Origin of the sequence: Paenibacillus sp. FJAT-27812, assembly GCF_001273905.1 — a bacterium.
GTDB lineage: Bacteria > Bacillota > Bacilli > Paenibacillales > Paenibacillaceae > Pristimantibacillus.
Genome location: NZ_LIGH01000001.1, coordinates 6864721 through 6885372, shown reverse-complemented (window position 1 = coordinate 6885372; position 20652 = coordinate 6864721). Strand labels below are relative to the sequence as shown.

The 20652-nt window shown below is 48.8% G+C and carries 14 protein-coding genes; 13 read left to right on the top strand and 1 reads right to left on the bottom strand.

Annotation, left to right across the window (positions count from 1 at the left end):
* Window positions 1-72: 72 nt before the first annotated feature.
* On the bottom strand, window positions 73-1077 hold the full coding sequence (locus ADU23_RS29705; RefSeq protein WP_053377068.1) for a LacI family DNA-binding transcriptional regulator: 1005 nt from the start codon (window positions 1075-1077) through the stop codon (window positions 73-75).
* A gap of 363 nt (window positions 1078-1440) precedes the next feature.
* On the opposite strand from ADU23_RS29705, the gene ADU23_RS29700 reads away from it, so the two are divergent.
* From ADU23_RS29700 to ADU23_RS29640, 13 genes are all read left to right on the top strand, one after another.
* On the top strand, window positions 1441-2802 hold the full coding sequence (locus ADU23_RS29700) for an ABC transporter substrate-binding protein (RefSeq protein WP_053377067.1): 1362 nt from the start codon (window positions 1441-1443) through the stop codon (window positions 2800-2802).
* A 143-nt stretch (window positions 2803-2945) separates the two neighbouring features.
* Window positions 2946-5876: an extracellular solute-binding protein gene (locus tag ADU23_RS29695; protein WP_231637558.1), complete on the top strand. Its 2931-nt coding sequence runs from the start codon at window positions 2946-2948 to the stop codon at window positions 5874-5876.
* A gap of 16 nt (window positions 5877-5892) precedes the next feature.
* Complete coding sequence (locus ADU23_RS29690; protein ID WP_231637557.1) at window positions 5893-6798, top strand: carbohydrate ABC transporter permease; 906 nt, start codon at window positions 5893-5895, stop codon at window positions 6796-6798.
* 4 nt (window positions 6799-6802) lie between these two features.
* On the top strand, window positions 6803-7669 hold the full coding sequence (locus tag ADU23_RS29685; RefSeq protein ID WP_053377066.1) for a carbohydrate ABC transporter permease: 867 nt from the start codon (window positions 6803-6805) through the stop codon (window positions 7667-7669).
* 13 nt (window positions 7670-7682) lie between these two features.
* Complete coding sequence (locus ADU23_RS29680; RefSeq protein ID WP_053377065.1) at window positions 7683-9176, top strand: NHL repeat-containing protein; 1494 nt, start codon at window positions 7683-7685, stop codon at window positions 9174-9176.
* Window positions 9173-9793 carry a Yip1 family protein gene (locus ADU23_RS29675; RefSeq protein ID WP_053377064.1) on the top strand — a complete coding sequence of 207 codons (621 nt, stop codon included), beginning with the start codon at window positions 9173-9175 and terminating at the stop codon, window positions 9791-9793. The genes ADU23_RS29680 and ADU23_RS29675 overlap by 4 nt, the downstream gene beginning before the upstream one ends.
* 14 nt (window positions 9794-9807) lie before the next feature.
* Complete coding sequence (locus tag ADU23_RS29670; RefSeq protein WP_053377063.1) at window positions 9808-12384, top strand: DUF5696 domain-containing protein; 2577 nt, start codon at window positions 9808-9810, stop codon at window positions 12382-12384.
* On the top strand, window positions 12381-13280 hold the full coding sequence (locus ADU23_RS29665; RefSeq protein ID WP_053377062.1) for a carbohydrate ABC transporter permease: 900 nt from the start codon (window positions 12381-12383) through the stop codon (window positions 13278-13280). The genes ADU23_RS29670 and ADU23_RS29665 overlap by 4 nt, the downstream gene beginning before the upstream one ends.
* 26 nt (window positions 13281-13306) lie before the next feature.
* Entirely contained in the window at window positions 13307-14308 is a 1002-nt protein-coding gene (locus ADU23_RS29660; RefSeq protein WP_197286120.1) for a carbohydrate ABC transporter permease, read from the top strand.
* Between the two features lie 64 nt (window positions 14309-14372).
* The gene (locus tag ADU23_RS29655) at window positions 14373-15407 is read left to right on the top strand and encodes a glycosyl hydrolase (protein WP_053377061.1); all 1035 of its coding nucleotides are present in this window, start codon (window positions 14373-14375) and stop codon (window positions 15405-15407) included.
* 50 nt (window positions 15408-15457) lie between these two features.
* Complete coding sequence (locus ADU23_RS29650; RefSeq protein ID WP_053377060.1) at window positions 15458-16552, top strand: SGNH/GDSL hydrolase family protein; 1095 nt, start codon at window positions 15458-15460, stop codon at window positions 16550-16552.
* Complete coding sequence (locus ADU23_RS29645; protein ID WP_053377059.1) at window positions 16549-18021, top strand: glycosyl hydrolase; 1473 nt, start codon at window positions 16549-16551, stop codon at window positions 18019-18021. Before ADU23_RS29650 ends, ADU23_RS29645 begins: the two co-directional genes overlap by 4 nt.
* A 37-nt stretch (window positions 18022-18058) precedes the next feature.
* Complete coding sequence (locus ADU23_RS29640; protein WP_053377058.1) at window positions 18059-20620, top strand: beta-mannosidase; 2562 nt, start codon at window positions 18059-18061, stop codon at window positions 20618-20620.
* The last annotated feature ends 32 nt before the right edge of the window (window positions 20621-20652 follow it).

Sequence of the window (20652 nt, the reverse complement as noted above, 5' to 3'; positions counted from 1 at the left end):
GATAAGCGGAGTTGTTTGAAGGATAAGGGCTGGTATTCCAGTCCTTATCCTTTCTTTGACAAGGCGGCTGACTTAATTTCTAATCATAACCTCAGCTTGAATGAGCGTTTTTTCATAGCTGGTGCTTGGATTAAGAATCCGCCATAACATTTGATCAACCGCTCTCTTCCCGAGCAGCTCCTTATCAACATTCACCGTCGCTAAAAATGGAATTTGCGGATGCGTATTGTCGAAGCCGGTAAAAACAAGATTTTCAGGAATGTCCATCCCTATATCCTTGAGCGTTTCCAACGCAAATAATGCGAAGGTATCGTTGGCGCAAACGAAAACCTCCGGCAAGCCATGCTCAAGGACAGCAGCCTTAAACGTATCGTGAAAGTTTTCGATGTCTGGTCCCATTAGAGAAGGGATCTGCTTTAGCTCGATGTCGTGATCCTCCAGCGCGGAGCGGAAGCCTAGGTAACGCTCATAGAAGCTTTGCGCATCTCTAATATTTCCTAAAAACTGATAGCTCTTGTAGCCCTTCGTAATGACCGAGTTCATGATTTCTCTCATGCTGGATAGATTGTCGGTAAAGATAGAGTCGCAATGAAAGCATGAATCATAATGGTCAACCATAACGACAGGAATGCCTAACCGTTTAATATCGAGCAGCACAGGCGTCGAAATCGATCCAACGGTTATGATGCCGAGTATAGCCTCAGGATTTAAGAGGGAAAACATAGAATCATCCGTAGGCTCCGTTAAGGTTAAAATGTTAATGCCTTTCAGGTTCAGCCTAGCCGATATGCCGTTAAATATAGGGCCCCAGTATAAGGACTCGGTGTTCTGATAACGTACATTTGGAAAAAGTACGAGAATCGTTCCTGACCAGTTCCGTGTATCAATGTCCAAAAGCTCGCTTGGAACAGGTGCAGCTTGGGCGTCCTTAAAGTAACCTAATTGGCCTGCTGCCCTTAAAATGAGCTCCCTTGTTTGTGTGCTGACTCCAGATTTCCCAGACAATCCCCGTGATACAGCGAACTTCGATAATCCAGTAAAATCAGCTATTGATTGAATCGTTACTTTTCGCCGCATATCTGTCATCCTACCTTACTATTTTTGTTTGTTAGTTAATTTGCGTTTTGTTATTTTGTTATGTGACTAAATATAGCTGGTTTTTCGATGAAATACAAGCGCTTGAACTTAAAAAATGAGCTATTGTAGCGGTTATCTTTGTTGTTATTTATAATAACATTAAGAAAACAATTGACCATATTTGTTTTTGGTGATACATTTGTTATGCAAAACAAATAAAACAAATAACAAAACAAATACGAGGCGGTGGTTTAGGGAAATCAGGCAGTCGCGTTATTTTTTTATTCCTCTATGCAAGCGCTTTATTCTTGGAAGGTTTTCGTGTAATACCCACTGATGAATGTAAAATTGGGAGGTTCGGTCATGAGAAAAATAAAAGGATTATCTGTTCTGGCATTATGTTTGATGCTTATCCTTACAGCTTGCAGCGGCGGCAATAACGGAAATAAAGGCAACAATGCCACTCCAAAAGAAAGCGCTGCCACAGAGGCGACTGCTGCACCGGAAGAGGCAGCTGCAACGCCAGAGCCAGTAGATATGGGCGGTCGCGTTATTAAAGTAGCAGCTTGGTGGGATTTGAAGCCTGCTGGAACAACAACCTCTGAGAAAGCCCGCCTTGCGAAAATCGAAGAGGTGGAGAAGAAATACAACGTCAAAATAGAATTCGTAAACGTGCCATTTGAAGAATATATGCCGAAATTCACAGCGACGATTTTGTCGGGCGAGCCGTTTGCCGATATCGTGCAAATGGAATACAAAGCGGCTTTGCCTGCTATTTTGAAAGGGCAGCTGCTTCCTCTAAGTGACTTCACGACCAATGCCTCGAACATTAACGGCGAAGCGAATCTAATCGCGAAGGCGCCTCCTATTGCAGGGAAAGATTATGCGTTCGACGATCCGGGTACAGGCGGCACGGGGCTTCATTATAACCGTGACCTCTTCAAGAAGCTTGGCCTTCCAGATCTGCAAGAGCTGTACACGAGCGGTCAATGGAACTGGGACAAATTCATGGAAATCGCTAAGCTAGCAACAAAAGATACAGACAATGACGGTAAAATTGACGTTTATGGCTACTCCGGCTGGTCGCATGACTTATTCCGCAACCTGGCTGCTGCAAACGGCGGCTTCATCGTTAACGAGACAGATGGTACACAAGGCTTCACGGACCCAAAAACAATTGAGGCGGCAGAGTTTGTAAACCGCATGTACAATGTCGAGAACGTTGTAAGAGTCAAATCAGGCAATAAAACGAACTGGGAAGAGTCGAATACATTTAAAGACGGCGATGTCGCGATGTTTATTTCCGCAGCATGGAATCTAGGCGGCTTAACTTTCGATATCGGTGTGGTTCCGATGCCGAACGGCCCTCAAGGAAGCCCGGAAGTGACATTTGCGAATAATGCCGCAGCAGCTAAGTTTATTCCGAAGGGCGTTAAAGATCCTCAGCTCGTTTATCAAATCTACGAAGAAACGTTTGACATTCCGAACACGCAAGAGTTCCCAAGCCAAGAGTGGTTGGAGAGCCTTTATAACCACGAAGAGGATATTCTCATGACTCGCGATCATATCAACGGTACCGGCCAGATTTTGCTGGATGATGCTTATCCGGACTTTCCGACTGGGAAATTCATTGAAGACATTCTTGTAAACAATCAATCGGTTACCGCAACGGCTGAGAAATACAAACCGGAAGCAGAAGCTTCTATCGCCAAGCTGGGCAAATAATCTTGATTATTCATTGATTATAGGGACTTATCATGAAGGTTGGGGGATGTCCTTGTGACCTCCCCTGATTTTATGAATAGGAGATTTCAAGCTTCCCCGCCATTGGACGGAGAAACCATATCCGCTTGTAAGGAGGACTTCTGGTGGTAAGCAATTTGCGGTTATCATACATAACAAGGAAAATCGTGCCTGTCGTTTTGGCATTTTTAATTGTCCTTCCCTTTGGCTCTGGCGTTCAGGCAGATACAAGTTCAAGCAGTTCTTCAACGAACGAACAATTGGGAAGCGGCACTGATAAAACTGCTTCTTATAATGAACGCAAATATGCTCAGTATATGAAGGAATACGAAGGCGCTGCAAGGCCAGAGAAGGAAATCGTACTGGAAGCAGCGGGCTACAGCCGATTGGATGGAGCAGGATTCGAGAAAATCGACCAGTACGAGGGTATGGATGGCGTGTCGCTGTTGACCGGAGAAGCAGGCGAGGCAGATTGGACCTTTCAAGTTGAGGAGGCAGGCTTGTACAACCTATCGCTGCTCTACTATCCGATAGAAGGAAAAAGCTCTGCCATCGAGCGCGCTTTATGGATAGATGGGGAGCGTCCTTTCCGCGAGGCTGCTTTTTTGCAGTTTGACCGGATTTGGGACAATCAGAAGGAGAAGATCGTACAGGACAACCAAGGCAATGATTTAAGGCCGAAACAGATCGAAAAGCCGCGATGGAGCGAGAAAGCCTTTCAAGATTCCGACGGCTATGAGAACGAACCTTTTCTATTTTATTTTTCACGCGGCACTCATACGATTACGTTAGAATCCACTAGGGAACCGATGGTGATCAAGCAGCTCAAGCTATTCCAGCAGACAGCGCCCTTGCCATATGAACAAATGCTTCAGCAATATGACGCAGATGGATTAAAGGAAACGGAAGGCCAGATGATTACGATCGAAGGGGAAGCCTCGAGAGCCAAATCGTCGCCGACTTTGTATCCACTCAGTGAACGCTCCAGCGCTGCTGTATATCCATATAGCGCTTCGAAAATAAAAATCAACACGATTGGTGGCTTCAACTGGCGATTGCCAGGACAGTGGATGGAATGGGAGATCGATGTCCCAGAGACGGGACTTTACAAGATCGCCTTCAAATCTCAGCAAAATTTTGTAAGAGGCATTTATTCGACCCGGACACTTACGATTGATGGAGAAGTTCCCTTTAAGGAAATGGAGAAGATCCCGTTCCGATATAAAAGCGGCTATCGGCTCGATGTAATGGGCGGCAAAGATCCTTATTTGTTCCCGCTGGAGCAGGGCAAGCATACGCTGCGGCTTGAGGTCAGCCTTGGCGAATTCGCTCCGCTTATTAGAGAAGTGGAAGAGAGCCTCTATAGCCTGAACGAAATGTACCGCAAAATATTGATGATTACCGGTACGAAGCCAGATGAGTTCCGTGATTATCAGCTTGATAAAAAAGTACCGGATTTGCTATCGGTATTTGGCTCCGAGCGTGATCGCCTGAAAGCCATTGCGAGTCAGCTTGTGAAATTGTCAGGCCAATCCAGTGACCAAGAGGCGCTGCTTAAGACGATGGCAGTGCAGTTGGATGAGATGATAAAGGATCCGGACACCGTTCCAAGAAGGCTAACGGCTTATAAGACGAATACGGGCGGGCTCGGAACATGGGTTCAGCAAGCAAGGCAGCAGCCGCTTGAGATTGACACGATCTATGTCGCTTCGCCGGATAAAAAGTTTCCGAAGAAGGGGATGGGACTTAGCTCGAAGCTGAAGCATGAAGCAACAACCTTCGTATCCTCTTTCTTCACGGATTATAACCAAATCGGCAATGTAGCCGAAGATGATGCGCAGCGATCCATTACGGTATGGATCGGCAGCGGCCGGGATCAGGCGAACACGATGAAAGCGATGATCGACGAAACGTTCACCTCCGTTACAGGCATTAATGTCAATTTGAAGCTGGTTAATATGGGAACGCTGCTTCCTGCTACGCTCGCTGGCCAAGGCCCCGATGTTGCCATGCAGATCGACAATGATATTCCCGTTAACTTTGCCATGCGGAACGCTTCCGCAGATTTGACCCAATTTGCAGATTTTACAGAGGTGAAGGATCGGTTTCGTCCTAGCGCAATCGTGCCGTACAGCTATGAGAAGGGCGTATTTGCACTGCCGGAAACGCAAACGTTCAACATGCTGTTTTACCGCAAGGATGTGCTGAGCGAGCTGGGCCTTGAAGTGCCGCAAACCTGGGATGATGTATCTAACCTGCTTGCTGTGCTGAGCAAAAACCATATGCAATTTGGTTTGCCAGTCGTCGCCCAAGCAGCTGTTCAAGGGCAGAACATTCCTCCCAACTCGATGTATGCAGCGCTTCTCTTCCAGAACGGCGGCGCATTTTACCGCGATGGCGGGAAGGAGTCGGATCTGGATTCCCGCGTTGGGATCGAGACCTTTAAGCAGTGGACGGAGTTTTACACGGATTATAAGCTGGAGCGCGAATATGACTTCGCCAACCGGTTTCGTACAGGACAAATGCCAATCGGCATAGCGGATTATACAACGTACAACCAGCTTTCGGTGTTCGCGCCGGAAATTCGGGGCATGTGGGGATTCGCGCCAATTCCGGGAACGGCGCAGAAGGATGGAACCGTTAATCGCGAGGTGCCAAGCGGCGGCAGCGCGGTCATTATGCTAAACAAAGCCGAGGATAAGGATGCAGCTTGGCAGTTTATGAAATGGTGGACGAGCGATGCAACGCAAACGGTATTCGGCCGGGAAATGGAGGGCCTGATGGGCGCTGCGGCACGTTATCCGACTGCGAACATTAAGGCGCTGGACAGCTTGCCATGGCCGGTTGCCGATTATGAAAATTTAAAAGCACAGTTTGAATGGGTGCAGGGCATGCCGGAGGTGCCAGGCGGCTATTTCACTGGACGGCATTTGTTCAATGCCTTTTACAAGACGGTAGTCGGCCAAGTGGAAGCACGTGAGTCGATCATGGACTATGTTCAGTACATGCAGGATGAAATTCGGACGAAACGAAAAGAATTTGGTTTACCGCAATAATGGGGGAGGGTCAAGCATGCAAAATTGGTGGAGCCTGAAGTTGCGGGAAGTGAAAGCCAATAAGCATTCGTACATTTTGCTGGCGCCATACATGGTGTTGTTCGCCGTCTTTACGATATTGCCAGTCATTATTTCGATTGTACTGAGCTTTACTTATTTTAATATGCTGGAATTTCCGAAGTTTATCGGCTGGCAAAACTATACCCGTCTGTTTCTAGAGGACGATGTGTTTCTAATTGCAGTGAAGAACACGATATTGTTCGCCGTCATTACCGGCCCGATCAGCTATATTGCTTGTTTTGTGTTCGCATGGATTATTAATGAGCTGTCGCCAAAGGTAAGAGCGGTCATGACGCTTGTATTCTATGCGCCTTCGATATCCGGAAACGTATTTTTTATTTGGCTCATGATCTTCTCAGGCGACCGCTATGGGATCGCCAACGGGCTGCTTCTCAAATTAGGCTTTATATTGGAGCCGCTGCAGTGGCTGAAGACAGAAGCTTATATTTTGCCGATCATTATTCTCGTCCAATTATGGCTCAGTCTCGGAACGGGCTTCCTCGCTTTTATCGCAGGGCTGCAGACGGTGGACAGCACTTTGTATGAAGCAGGGGCAGTGGACGGCATCAAAAACAGATGGCAGGAGCTTTGGTATATTACGTTGCCATCCATGCGGCCGCAGCTTATGTTCGGAGCGGTTATTCAGCTGACAACCGCGTTCGCAGTTGCAGATGTGTCGATTGCGCTTGCGGGTTTTCCGAGCGTCAACTATGCAGCAGAAACGATTGTTACGCATTTGATTGATTTCGGCACCACCCGCTTTGAAATGGGATATGCCTCCGCAATCGCCACTGTACTGTTCATGATCATGGTGGGGTCCAATCTGATCGTCCAAAAACTTCTTCGCAAGGTGGGTGAATGAAATCATGACTTTCTCGTTTCGTATCCGCAGGAAACGGGTGAACCGATCGTTCTGGGGCAGCTTTTCCCTTTTTCTATTGCTTGCGGTGTTCGGCGCATTCATGATCTTGCCGCTCATCTACGCCATTAATAACGCATTCAAGCCATTGGATGAAATTTTCATGTTTCCGCCGACGCTGTTTGTCCGCAATCCGACGATGAATAACTTCGTTGATCTTATGGGCTTGCTCGGCAATTCATGGGTGCCGTTCTCCAGATACATTTTCAACACGGTATTTATTACGGGGATGGGGATTATCGGGCATGTGCTGCTTGCTTCGGCTGCAGCCTACCCTCTGGCTAAACATAAGTTTCCCGGCAAAAACATGATGTTCGGGGTAGTTGTTCTATCCCTGATGTTCACGCCTGCGGTTACGGCCATTCCGACGTACATGATCATGTCATGGCTCGGCTTAATTGACACGTATTGGGCGGTCATTATTCCGGCGTTCGCGTATTCGCTTGGCTTGTATCTCATGAAGCAATTCATGGAGCAAATTCCTGACGTGCTGCTTGAGGCAGCCAAAATCGACGGTGCGAGCGAATACCGCATTTTTTGGACAATCGTCATGCCTAACGTGAAGCCGGCTTGGCTTACGCTCATCATTTTGTTATTTCAAATGCTTTGGGGCAGCGATGGAAATGGTTTCATTTATAGCGAGCAGCTGAAGTCGCTGCACTTTGCCGCGAATCAAATCGTACAAGGCGGTATCGCACGCGCCGGGGCAGCCGCCGCTGTTGCGCTTATTCTAATGAGCGTGCCTATTACATTGTTTGTTTTCTCGCAGAGCCGAATTATAGAGACGATGGCAACTTCAGGAATGAAAGACTAAGGGGGGATTGCGCTTGGCAGCGAAAAAATGGCTTCTCGTGGTTGCGGTGGCATTCCTGTTGCTTGCTTATGCAGCGCCGGTACCTGCGCTGGCATCGTCGACGCCTTATGAGAGCTATAACTATAACTATTGGGAAGAAGCGGTGCCCGCGCCAGCGGTATATGTTCCGAGCCGATCGATAACCGGTTCGGACCTTGGCATCGGCGACTTTCTGGAGCCAGCCGACATGGTCGTTGCAAGCAGCGGGCTCATCTATATTGTGGACAGCGGCAACAGCCGGATCGTCTGCTTGGATGACAAGTGGAACGTGCAAAGCATAATCACAGGGTTCGACAACGCAGGCAAGTCGGATAGCTTCAAAAATCCATCAGGCTTGTACATTGATGACGAGAACAATCTTTATGTGGCGGATACGGATAATGGCCGCGTCGTCGTCCTCACCAAAGAGGGAGCTTTGCTCCGCTTGATTGAGAAGCCGCAGTCCGATATTTTAGCAGGCGAATTCAAGTTTAATCCGTTAAAGGTAACGGTGGATAAGGCCAAGCGGGTTTACGTCGTAGCCAAAGGCGTATACGAAGGCATTATGCAATTTGACGGCAACGGCAGCTTTATCGGGTATGTAGGGACGAACAAGGTGAAACGCGACTATACGGAATTTTTGTGGCGTTTCCTCTCAACCAAAGCGCAGAAGGCCCAAATGGTGCTGTTTATTCCAACGGAATTTTCTAATATCGATATTGATGCCAAAGGATTCGTCTATGCGACGAATATCGATCCAGACTCCAGGGAGCCGGTTAAACGGCTTAATCCTTCGGGCGAGGACGTTCTGAAGCGCTTCGGATATTTTGATGTTAGAGGTGATATTCTGTTCCGAAGAGTGGTTGGCCCCTCCAAGCTGATAGATGTAAAGGTGCAGGAGAATGGCATGTACAGTGTGCTCGATGCCAATCAAGGAAAGGTGTTCACTTACGATGACGAAGGCAATCTCCTTTATGTGTACGGCGGGAAAGGCAATCAAACGGGTACCTTCAAAATACCGGTAGCCATTGAGAGCTCGGGAGAGAACCAGCTGGTGCTTGACCGGGGAAAAAGCAATATCGTCGAATTCAAGCCGACGAAATTCGGCGCAAGCGTTAATGAAGCTATAGGGCTTCATTATAACGGTGAGGATAAGCTAGCCGTACCAATCTGGCAGGATGTGCTTCGGCTGAACTCGAACTACGATATTGCGTATATCGGTATCGGCAAATCGCTGCTGATGGAGAAACGGAACGGTGAAGCGCTTGAATACTTCAAGCTTGGCATGGACCGCGACGGTTATTCCGTCGCCTACAAGCGGTATCGCAGAGAAGTGATGAAAGAGCATTTTGGCACGTTCCTGACTGTGCTATTGATCCTGGCTGCCGCATGGGCGGCATTCAAGCTGGTTAGCTCTCGGAGACAGAAACGAATGCTGACGATGCCCGGTTTTGCCGCGCAAAGCCTGAAGGGGGAGAAAGCGCCATGAAGCAGGATTTCATTAAGTTTCCGCTGCACCTGATCGTGCATCCATTTGACGGCTTCTGGGATATGAAATATGACGGCAAAGGAAAAGTCCGGGTTGCTCTAGTTATACTAGCGCTGGTCGTCTTGTCTATCATTTTGCAAAATCAGTTTGCGGGTTTTCTAGTTAACTATAATGACCCGCGTTATTTGAATAGTATCTCACAGCTGCTTACGATCGTATTTCCTTTCTTCCTGTGGTGCATCTCCAACTGGGCGATTACAACCTTAATGGACGGGGAAGGGAAGTTTAAGGAAATCGTTATGGCAACGGGCTATGCGCTTGTGCCCATCGTCCTCCTGTACGTGCCGATTACAGTCGCTAGCCGGTTCATGGTGGAGGAAGAGACTGCTTTTTATTATTTGGTCATTTCAATTTCTTCGATCTGGTTTGTAGGGCTCCTCTTTGTCGGTACGATGACGGTTCATCAGTATTCGGCGTTCAAGACGATCATCACGATGATTCTAACGATCATTGTAATGGGAATCATCGTTTTTCTAGGAACGCTCGTGCTTAGTATGATGCAGCAAATTTATGAATTTATCGTTAACATTTATCGAGAAATTATTTTCCGTACGTAGAGGAGGCCGCAACCGTGAGAAAACGAAAAATGCTGTTTGCGGTGCTCGCCTGCGCCGCAGCAATCTGTATCCTTGCCATTATCTTGCTGGTGACGAACCGGGGGGTGCGGGCAATCGATGCAGCCGCTTATTTAAAGCCGACTGTAGAAATGGAAGCGGGCAGTGAGCTGAAGCTGCTGTCTGACTCGTCGGAAGGCGTGCCTGGCATGAAGCTTGTGGCGGACAACTCCGAATTATCGCTCTATTACAACGCTGACACAACTGAAATAGCGGTGAAAGACAAACGGCAGGGTGAGGTGTGGTACAGCAATCCGGCTAACCGGAGCGAGGATAAAATAGCCTCAGCGTTCGAGAAGGAGGTGTTGTCCTCCCAAATAACGGTGCTCTTCCGGGACTCTGTCGGCACATTGGACAATTTTACGAACTTTGCTCGAAGCATCAGCGCGAAACAGTTCACTGCCGAAAGCATTGAAAATGGCATTCGGATTACGTATACGATTGGCGATATGTCACTCGGCATCGACGCTTTGCCAAAGTATATTAGCAAAGCCCGCTTGGAAGAGAAGGTGCTGACTAAGCTGGACGAAACCTCGTCCAAATATGTATCGGTACGTTATTATCCGAATGCGGCGAATCCGGATGTCATGGAGCGGCTCGATGAGCAAATCTCCAAGCAGCTTGTACTGAACAAAATGATGGCTGCCTTCCAGAAGGCGGGTTATACCGAAGACGATCTTGCTTTCGACAATGAAGAGAACGGGGCAGCAGGAGGAAGCCAGTCTTCCAAACCAAACTTCGTCATTCCGCTGGAGTATCGCCTGGATGGGGATTCTCTTGTCGCATCGATTCCGGTGAAGCAGGTGAAGGAGAGCGCAAACTACCAGATTCGCAGCATCGAGCTGCTCAACTTCTTCGGCGCAGCAGGGTCGGAGCAAGAAGGTTATATGTTCGTGCCGGACGGCTCGGGCAGCATTATCCATTTGAACAACGGCAAGGTGAAGGAAGAGCAGTATGTGCAGAAGGTTTACGGCTTCGACCCGAACGACAATAGCTTTAGACGCGGGCAAGTGAGCGAGAGCGCCCGCATGCCGGTATTCGGTCTGAAGGCAGGCAGCTCCGCATGGTTTGCTGTCATTGAAGAAGGAGACGGTATAGCGAGTATTGCAGCGGATATTAGCGGCAAGAAAAACTCCTATAACTATGTGCACAGCAGCTTTGCTCTGCGCGGCGAGGATGAGCTTGAGCTGTATACCGGCTCTACCATTCAAGAAATTCAGCTGCTGAACGATGAGATTTACCAAGGCGATATTAAGGTTCGTTACAGCTTCTTGGCAGAAGATAAAGCTAGCTATTCAGGAATGGCCGAGCTTTACCGTGATAGGCTTGTGGCGGATAAGGCGCTTCAGCCGCTGGAAGCAGGAAAAGACATCCCTTTCTATCTGGAAATCGTAGGGGCAGTCGATAAGCAAAAATCATTTTTAGGCGTACCGTATCGCTCGGTTATTTCTATGACCACATTTGATGAGGCTGCTCAAATGGCTGCGGAGATGAAGCAGGATGGCGTTAACCGCTTGCTTATGCGTTACACGGGCTGGTTTGGCAAGGGCGTCAACCATAAAACGCCGGTAAAATTAAAAACGGACAGCGTGCTCGGCAGCAAGGCAGAGCTTAAGGATTTGTCCAAGCAGTTGGAGCAAGCAGGGGGGACATTATTCCCTGATGTTGCTTTCCAGCAAATCTATCATGATGATAGCGGCTTCACGCCTTCCTCCGATGCGGCACGGTTCGTGACCCGCGAGCAAGCGGAGCTGTATCCGTATAACCGGGCATTGAACCGGATGGATATGTCACTTGGAGCCTATTATTTGTTATCGCCAGCGAAGCTTCCCTTCTACGTCGATACCTTCATGAAGAAGTATGAGCCGCTCCAGATGAAGGGTATAGCGCTTCGCGACCTTGGCAGCTTGCTAAGCTCAGACTACCGAGTCAGCCGGGTCATTCAACGGGAGACGGCAAAACATATTATCAAAGAGCAGCTTGAAGTGATCGACAATGGGGTAGAGGAAACGATGCTATCAGGCGCTAACGCTTATGCGTGGCCGTATGCAGACCATCTCATAAATGTGCCGACAGCATCCAGCGGGTTCAATATTACGGATGAGGAAGTGCCTTTCTACGAAATGGTCGTACATGGTTATATGGATTACGCGGGCAGCGCGGTTAATTTGAGCGATGAGCAGGATTTGAAGAAGCAGCTGCTTCGTTCGCTTGAGCTCGGCGCGGCACCTTATTTCTCATGGACCTTTGAGTCGTCTTCGAAGCTGAAGTTTACCCCTTTTGATACCATGTTCTCTACTTATTACAAAGACTGGTATGACGAGGCGCTGTCCATGTACAAGGAATCGAATTCGGCTTTAGCCGGGCTTCGAAATGAGCGGATGGTCAAGCATACGCGTCTCCAAGAAGGTGTAGTGGAAGTGGAGTATTCGAATGGAACAACGATCACGGTGAACTATACGGATAAACCCGTTGCCATTCATGGAAAGACAGTCGAAGCAGAGCATTACTGGATCGGAGGCGAGCGCTCATGAACGGATATAAGCTAACCTTAAGCCGCAAGCGCTCACTGCTAGGCTTCGCTTTTGTCGCACCTTGGCTCTTTGGTTTTGTGTTTATGTTTGCAACGCCGCTTATCCAATCGATCAAATTCAGCCTCAGCAAATTAACGGTAGCGCCATCGGGTTATGAGCTGGATTATGTAGGGCTGTCCAATTTCAAGGAAGCATTGTTCATCGATGCGAACTTTAACCGGATTTTAACGCAATCGATTACTGAAATGGCCTTAAACGTGCCGATGATTTTATTTTTCAGCCTCTTCTCGGCAACGTTGCTGAACCAAAAATTCCGGGGCAGAATTATCGCGCGCGCCATCTTTTTCCTGCCTGTCATTCTCGCCTCCAACGCGATTTCGGCAGCTGAGTCAGCAGGGCTGATTAACCTTGTTGGCGATGCAAGCGTCGTGAATGAGATGGGCAGCGAGTCTTCGGATTATAACATTATGTCGATGGTGATGATGCTCAGCGAGGTTGGCTTGCCGCTCTCTTTCATTGATTACATTATTGAAGCGATTACGCGAATCTATGAAATTATAACGAGCTCCGGCGTCCAAATTCTTATATTTCTAGCCGCGCTGCAGTCCGTGCCAGGATCGATGTATGAGGTTGCGAAAATGGAAGGGGCAACGGCGTATGAATCCTTTTGGAAAATAACGTTCCCAATGGTTAGCCCGCTTATTCTGACCAATGTCATTTATACGATTATCGATTCCTTCACTGGCAGCGCCGTTACCGACATGATCTTTACGACCGCGTTCAAAACACAAAACTTCGGGCTAAGCTCCGCGATGTCTTGGATTTATACGCTAATCGTCAGTATTGTCTTGATCGTGATTGGCGTCATTCTATCGCGAAGAGTCCATTACAACTAAGTAAAAAGCAAAGGAGGAAACAGCCTATGGAAGCTTCTCAGGCGGTTCGCAACGAGGAGACGAAGTATCGGATGCAAAAAGCGAGAAACAAAACGGTCGACATGCTTTATTCGATCTTCCGGTATGCGCTTGTGATCGGCATTTCGTTCATTATTATTTATCCGCTGCTGATGAAATTTTCAGTCGCATTCAAAGCCAAAGAGGATATATATAATCCGACGATCTACATGGTGCCCGTTCATTTTACGCTCGATAACATTAAGATGGCGATGGAGATTTTGAATTACTTCCCGCTGCTTGGCAACACGCTGCTCTTTGTCATTGTCACGACTGTGCTGACGGCCGCCTCCTGCGCCCTTGCCGGATACGGATTTGCCCGGTTCTCATTCCCCGGGAGCAACGTGCTGTTCGCCCTCGTCATATTGACCATTCTCATTCCGACGAGCACGCTGATGGTGCCGATGTACCTTCATTTCAGAAGCTTTGACTTACTAGGCATTGTGAAGCTTTTTACTGGCAAAGACGGCGTGAATCTATTGAATACGTACTGGCCTTCCGTTATTACCTCGGCAACAGCGATTGGTCTGAAGGCAGGCTTGTTTATTTACATCTTCCGGCAATTCTTTAAAGGAATGCCGAAGGAAATTGAGGAAGCGGCGCTTATCGACGGCGCTGGCGGCGTAAAAACCTTTCTGCGCATTATGCTGCCGAACGCAGTGCCGCCTATGCTGACGGTCGTATTGTTTTGTTTCGTATGGCAGTATAACGATACCTTCTTCACCTCGCTGTTCATGAGCGAGACGCAGCTTATGCCGCTGAAGGTCGCATCATTATCCGCTCAAGCGAATCAGCTGATCCCGCTTATGCTGGGCGTCGGAAGCGGTGCTAACGTTAAGGCTGATCCGAACCACGTGGCGATGATTATTGACACCGGTATTTTGCTCGCCATTATTCCATTGATTCTACTCTATTTGCTCGTTCAGCGTTATTTTGTTGAGAGTGTCGAGCGCAGCGGCATTATCGGCTAGGAGCCTTGGTTTATGCAGTCTTTCATATACAACTAGAAAACAATAAGGATGGGAGAAACCGTAAATGTGGAATTTGGAGCAGCAGCCAGCATTTAAAGTAGAGCCTAAGCTGATCAATCCGAATGCGGATGATAATGCCAAAAGGCTAATGACCTATTTGTGCGATAGCTATGGAACGAGGATTTTGACTGGGCAGCAAATCGGCGTCGTATCAACCCCCGAGCTTGATATTTTACACGAGGTCACAGGCAAATATCCAGCTGTTTATGGGTTCGATTTCATGAACTATTCACCATCGCGTACAGAACGAGGGGCAACATGCTCCGATACCGATATTGCCATCGATTGGTGGCAAAGCGGCGGTATCGTAACCTTCTGCTGGCACTGGAACGCGCCGAAGGATTTAATCGATTTGCCGCCGGATAGAACATGGGGCAGCGGCTTCTATACGAAGGCTACGACCTTCGATGTGCAGAAGGCGATGGATGATGAGGAGTCTGAGGATTACCGGCTGCTTATTAGAGATATTGACGCGATAGCTGCTGAGCTTGCGCGGCTTCAAGCTGCGGGAGTGCCCGTGTTATGGAGGCCGCTGCATGAAGCCTCGGGCGGCTGGTTTTGGTGGGGCGCGAAGGGGGCTGACCCATGCATACGCCTTTGGAAGCTGATGTACGACCGTATGACTAACCTTCATAAGCTCAATCATTTGATATGGGTATGGAATGGCCAGCATGCGGACTGGTATCCGGGAGATGAGTACGTTGATATTATCGGCGAAGATATTTATCCTCCCGAGCATAATTACGAGTCTCAGCAGCAGAGGTTTGCTGCGGCGAAGGCCTATACGAGCATGAATAAAATTGTTGCGTTATCGGAAAATGGGGCGATTCCCGATCCTGATCTTATGTTGCAGGATAATGCGCTTTGGGCATGGAATTGTACGTGGTACGGCACTTTTGTCTACGATACGATTGATGGTCGCAGAGTGTATGCGGAGAAGCACACGGAGAGGGAGCAATTGATTAAATTTTACAATCACCCTTTCTCTGTTACGAAGGATGAGCTGCCTAATCTCCAGAACTATAAGCTGCGAGAGTAACGTAAAGTAGCAAGGCAAAGCCTAAACCTTTATCGAGGAGTGCGTAACCCATGACGTTGTCGGTTTGGAAGCATAGAAATAAGCTGCATCACACGCTGCAAAAAGTAAAGGATGGACGCATAAAGGTGGGTTTTATCGGCGGCTCCATTACCGATGCAAGGCCGCGCCATAATTGGCCGGAGCCGGTTATTAGCTGGCTCGCTGAGCAGTATCCGCAGACTCGCATTTCGATTGAAAATGCGGCTATCGGCGCGACTGGCAGCGATCTGGCTGCATTTCGAGCCAAGCGTGACTTGATCGATACGGAATGTGATCTCGTGTTTGTTGAATACGCGGTTAATGATGAGAACGAACCGACCTTGAAGCGCAATCGCACGCGAGAAGGGTTAATTCGGCAGCTGCTGGCTTCCGGCCAGCGGGATATCGTAATCGTATACACGTATTCGCAAAACATGTATGAAGCGATGCAATCAGGTGCGGTTCCAGATACGATAAGCGAATTCGATCGTATCGCTGAATACTATCAGATTGGTTCGGTATGGATGGGCTTGTATGCTCTTGAGGAGGTCAAAAAAGGCAGGCTGCGCTTTGAAGAGTGGCTGCCTGACGGACTTCACCCGACGAGCCGAGGGAGCCTCAGCTATGGGCAAAGCGTCATCACGTTTCTGACAAAGGAATTGCTCGAATCGGATGTTAACGCGAAAGGGCTGGATACACCCCTTCCAGAGCCGCTAGATGCTAAGTGCTGGGACAAGGTGTACGCATTATCCTTCGATCAAGTACAAACGAGCGGTCCTTGGGTTATCCGCAGATGGCCGCACCTAGAATGGATCGATCAAGTACTTGAGACAGCGGCTGTTGGAGCGGGACTCTCCTTTCGTTTCGAGGGAAGGGGCCTCGCGCTTGGTTTTGACTTTGGCAGAAGCTCCGCAGAGTTCCGCTACCGAGTAGACGGCGGCGAGTGGCAACCTTCGGAACGAGAGCGTCCATCCTGGTTAGCGGAGGACGGCTGGTATCGGCTTAGCTTTTTTGGAGATGATTGGTCCGGTGGAGCGCATCTCTTCGAGCTTGAAGTTATGCATGGCAATCAACCTAATTGTACGGGCACTAATTTTCGATTGGCAAAGGTAGGCATTATTCAGTGATACTAAAGCAAAAGAAAATGATTATAGGCGTTGCAATCTTAACAGGTTTAGCGTTTGCAGGCTCGGGCGCCGCTCTCGGTTTGGCAGTCAAGGCAAAGAAGGAAGAGCCATTCGTTATTTATGAGGCGGAGGATGGGCAGCTATCCGGCACCATCGCCGCGCAAGGAGCGGATGGGTTCTCTGCTTCGGGTTTTGTTACCGACTTTACCGATGAGGACGACCAGCTAACGATTGAAGCAGAGGCGCCCAAAACAGCGTTATACGATGTATGGGTCAGCTATCGTGCTCCAAACGGAAATAAAGTGGCAGGCCTTTCGCTTAACGACAGTCCTCACGGCGATTTGGCGTTGGAGCAGAGCAGCTCATTTACCGAGGTTAAGGCCGGAAAAATGCTCCTAAACAAAGGAGTGAACCGTATTAGTCTTAAGCGCGGCTGGGGTTACTACGATATTGACTATATCAAATTGCAAAAAACGAAGGCGGCAGCAAAGCATAAGGTCACCAATCAATTAGTGAATCCAAACGCATCTCCAGAAGCGAAGAAGCTTATGAATTATTTGGTGAAAAGTTATGGGAACATGGTGCTATCGGGTCAAACAGGGCTGGAAAACGTAGACTTTCTGGAGAAGATAACCGGCAAGAAACCGGCCATTGTCGGATTTGACCTCATTGATTATTCTCCAACAAGAGCGGAGCATGGTGCTGTCTCTTATGAAGTAGAAAAGGCGCTAGGCTGGCATAAGCAGGGAGGCATTACGACCTTCTTATGGCATTGGAATGCGCCTTCAGGCGTGTTGGACGAGAAGGGAAAAGAATGGTGGCGCGGCTTTTATACCGATTCGGTAACCTTTGATCTGGAGCAGACGTTAAGCCATCCCGAATCGGAGAATTATAAGCTTATGCTATCGGATATTGACGTTATTGCGGAGCAGCTCAAACGATTAAGAGACGCCCATGTTCCCGTTCTATTCCGGCCGCTGCATGAAGCGGAGGGAGGATGGTTTTGGTGGGGAGCTAAGGGACCAGAACCTGCGAAACAGCTTTACCGGATTTTATATGATCGGCTCGTTAACAAGCATGAGCTGAACAATTTGATTTGGGTGTGGAACTCTGTGTTGCCGGAATGGTATCCTGGTGACGATGTGGTAGATATCGTAAGCGTGGACAGCTATCCTGCGCCGGGCGATCATTCGCCGGTCAGCAATCAATTTGATAATCTTGTTGCACTCGTAAAGGACAATAAGCTGGTGGCATTAACCGAAAACGGCTCCATACCTGATCCGGATTTAATGAAGGCCTATAGGGCGAATTGGAGCTGGTTCGTCACTTGGGAAGGTGAGTATTTGACCGATGGGAAACATAACAGCGAGCAGATTTTAAACAAAATTTACAATCATCCAGACGTCACTACACTTGATGAGCTGCCAAACTTATTCGGAATGAAAAAAGATGCAGATATAGAAGAGTGACAATCGATAGGAAAACATAACCCTTCAGGAGGACATGATGAGAGAGACACAACAAGTACTGAACAATTGGAAATTTAAAGCATGCAAGGACAATGAATGGCTGGAGGCAATCGTTCCGGGCTGCGTCCATACGGACCTGCTGCGAAATGGCGTGATCAAAGATCCTTTCTATGCGACGAATGAGCATGATTTGCAATGGATCGACAAAATCGATTGGGAGTATGAAGCGCGTTTTGACGTTGAAGAGCGGCTGTTTAACGCCTCCTCGCTGGAGCTTGTATTCGATGGACTTGATACGTATGCAGATGTGTATGTGAACGGCAAACATGTGTTGTCCGCCGACAATATGTTTAGAACGTGGAAGGCAGATGTGAAATCGCTTGTAACGGCTAAGGACAATGTTATGCTGATCAAATTCCGCTCGCCTGTCCAAGAGGATTTGCCGAAAATCGAGAAGCTTGGCTATAATCTGCCCGCGTCGAACGATCAGTCGGAGCTTGGCGGGCTAGGCGCTCAGAAGATAAGCATCTTTGCTAGAAAAGCACCCTACCACTACGGATGGGATTGGGGTCCAAGGTTCGTGACAAGCGGTATCTGGCGCGAAGTTAGGCTAGAGGGCTGGTCTGACAGCAGGATTAATGACGTTTATGTAAGGCAGGACCAGGTATCAGCATCGGAAGCTAGCCTAACGGTTAGCGTGGAAATAGAGTCAGAGCACGCTTGGAGCGGCTTGGTGAGACTGAGCGCGGACGGCCAAACTTGGGAGCAAGAGGCCCATTTGGCAGAGGGTGTTAATGTCATTGAGATTCCTGTCACGATCGAGCAGCCGAAGCTCTGGTGGAGCAGAGGGCTGGGCGATGCCCATTTGTATACCTTTACAGCAGAGCTGAGTAAAGGGCAGCAGACGATCGCTGCCAAATCCGTACGCACGGGCTTACGCTCCGTTCGTTTGGTGCGCGACAAGGATGCGGTTGGGGCAACCTTTTATTTTGAGCTGAACGGTGTGCCGGTATTTGCGAAGGGCGCTAACCATATCCCGAATGACAGCTTTATTACCGATGTGACGGAAGAGCGCTACAGGCATGAAATCGTTACGGCAGCGGAATCCAATATGAATATGCTGCGGGTATGGGGCGGCGGCATATATGAGCAGTCGATTTTTTATGAGCTATGCGATGAGTACGGCATTTTGGTATGGCAGGACTTTATGTTCGCATGCAGCATGTATCCCGGCGACCAAGCGTTCCTTAATAATGTCCGCCTAGAGGCGGAAGAAAACGTGAAGCGTCTCCGCAACCACCCGTCAATCGTGCTATGGTGCGGCAATAACGAGATTGACTCCGCTTGGGCGCAGTATGACGAGAAAGGCGGCTGGGGCTGGAAGAAGGAATATACGCAGGAACAGCGAGCTGTCATTTGGGCAGACTATGAGACGATCTTCCATGACATTTTAGCTGAAGCGGTTGACGCTCATGCGCCGGGAACACAATATTGGCCGTCATCTCCGCTAATTTCGCTGTCGGGCGACATTAATCAGCATGCGCACCCGCTCTCCACTGAAGGGGACGTTCATTATTGGGGCGTTTGGCATGCGGTTGAGCCGTTCGAGAACTACAATGTCAAAATCGGGCGCTTCATGAGCGAATACGGCTTCCAGTCGTTTCCCGAATACGATACGGTGATGACGTTTGCGACGGAGCAGGATTTGGCGCTTGATTCGAAGGTTATGCGGGCGCATCAGAAGAATGGCGACGGCAACCGTCTCATTAAGGAATACATGGATATTTATATGAGTGAGCCTAAGGATTTTAGCGCATTTCTATATATGAGCCAAGTTTTGCAGGCTGAGGCGATGAAGATGGCGATCGAAGCCCACAGACGCAGCATGCCATATTGCATGGGGACGCTTTACTGGCAGATGAACGATTGCTGGCCGGTTGCATCTTGGGCGGGCATGGATTATTACGGCAAGTGGAAAGCGATGCAATATTATGCCAAAAGAAGCTTCGCCGACACGATGCTGTCGTTTGACAAAACGGATGACGGAAAGGTTAATGTGCATATCGTAACCGATTTGTTAGCGCCGCTTTCCGGTGACCTGAAGCTGACGCTGTATGATTTTGCCGGCGCGCTGATCAAGCAGGTATCGACTAAAGTTGCAGTGGCGGGCAATAGCGCTGCAGTAGTCTTCTCTATTAATGAGCAAGAATGGCTGGCAGGCCATGAAGCAGGAAACGTTGTCTTGTATGCGGAGCTTGAGCAGGAAGGACAGCTGGTGGATAGCAAGGAGCATTATTTGGTCAAGGCGAAGGAGCAGAAGCTGACGGCGGGCACTATTCACATCAGTGAAGTAGAAGGCAGCAATGGCACCCTATTCTCGCTTGCGACGGACGTGCTTGCGAAGCAAGTATGGCTAACTGCAGAGGGCGAAGGCATGTTCTCGGACAATTTCTTTGACCTCATCCCAGGCGTTGCCAAGACGGTAGAGTTCCGCTTGCGCGAAAGCGGCGAGAGGATGAGCAAACCGGCAGCGGCCGGCAAAGTCCAAGCTCGCTCGATGATTGAGTTTTTGGCTGAAAGCAAAGTAGAACAGGCTTAACAGGATACGCGAGGGCGCTAGTGACCAAGCTT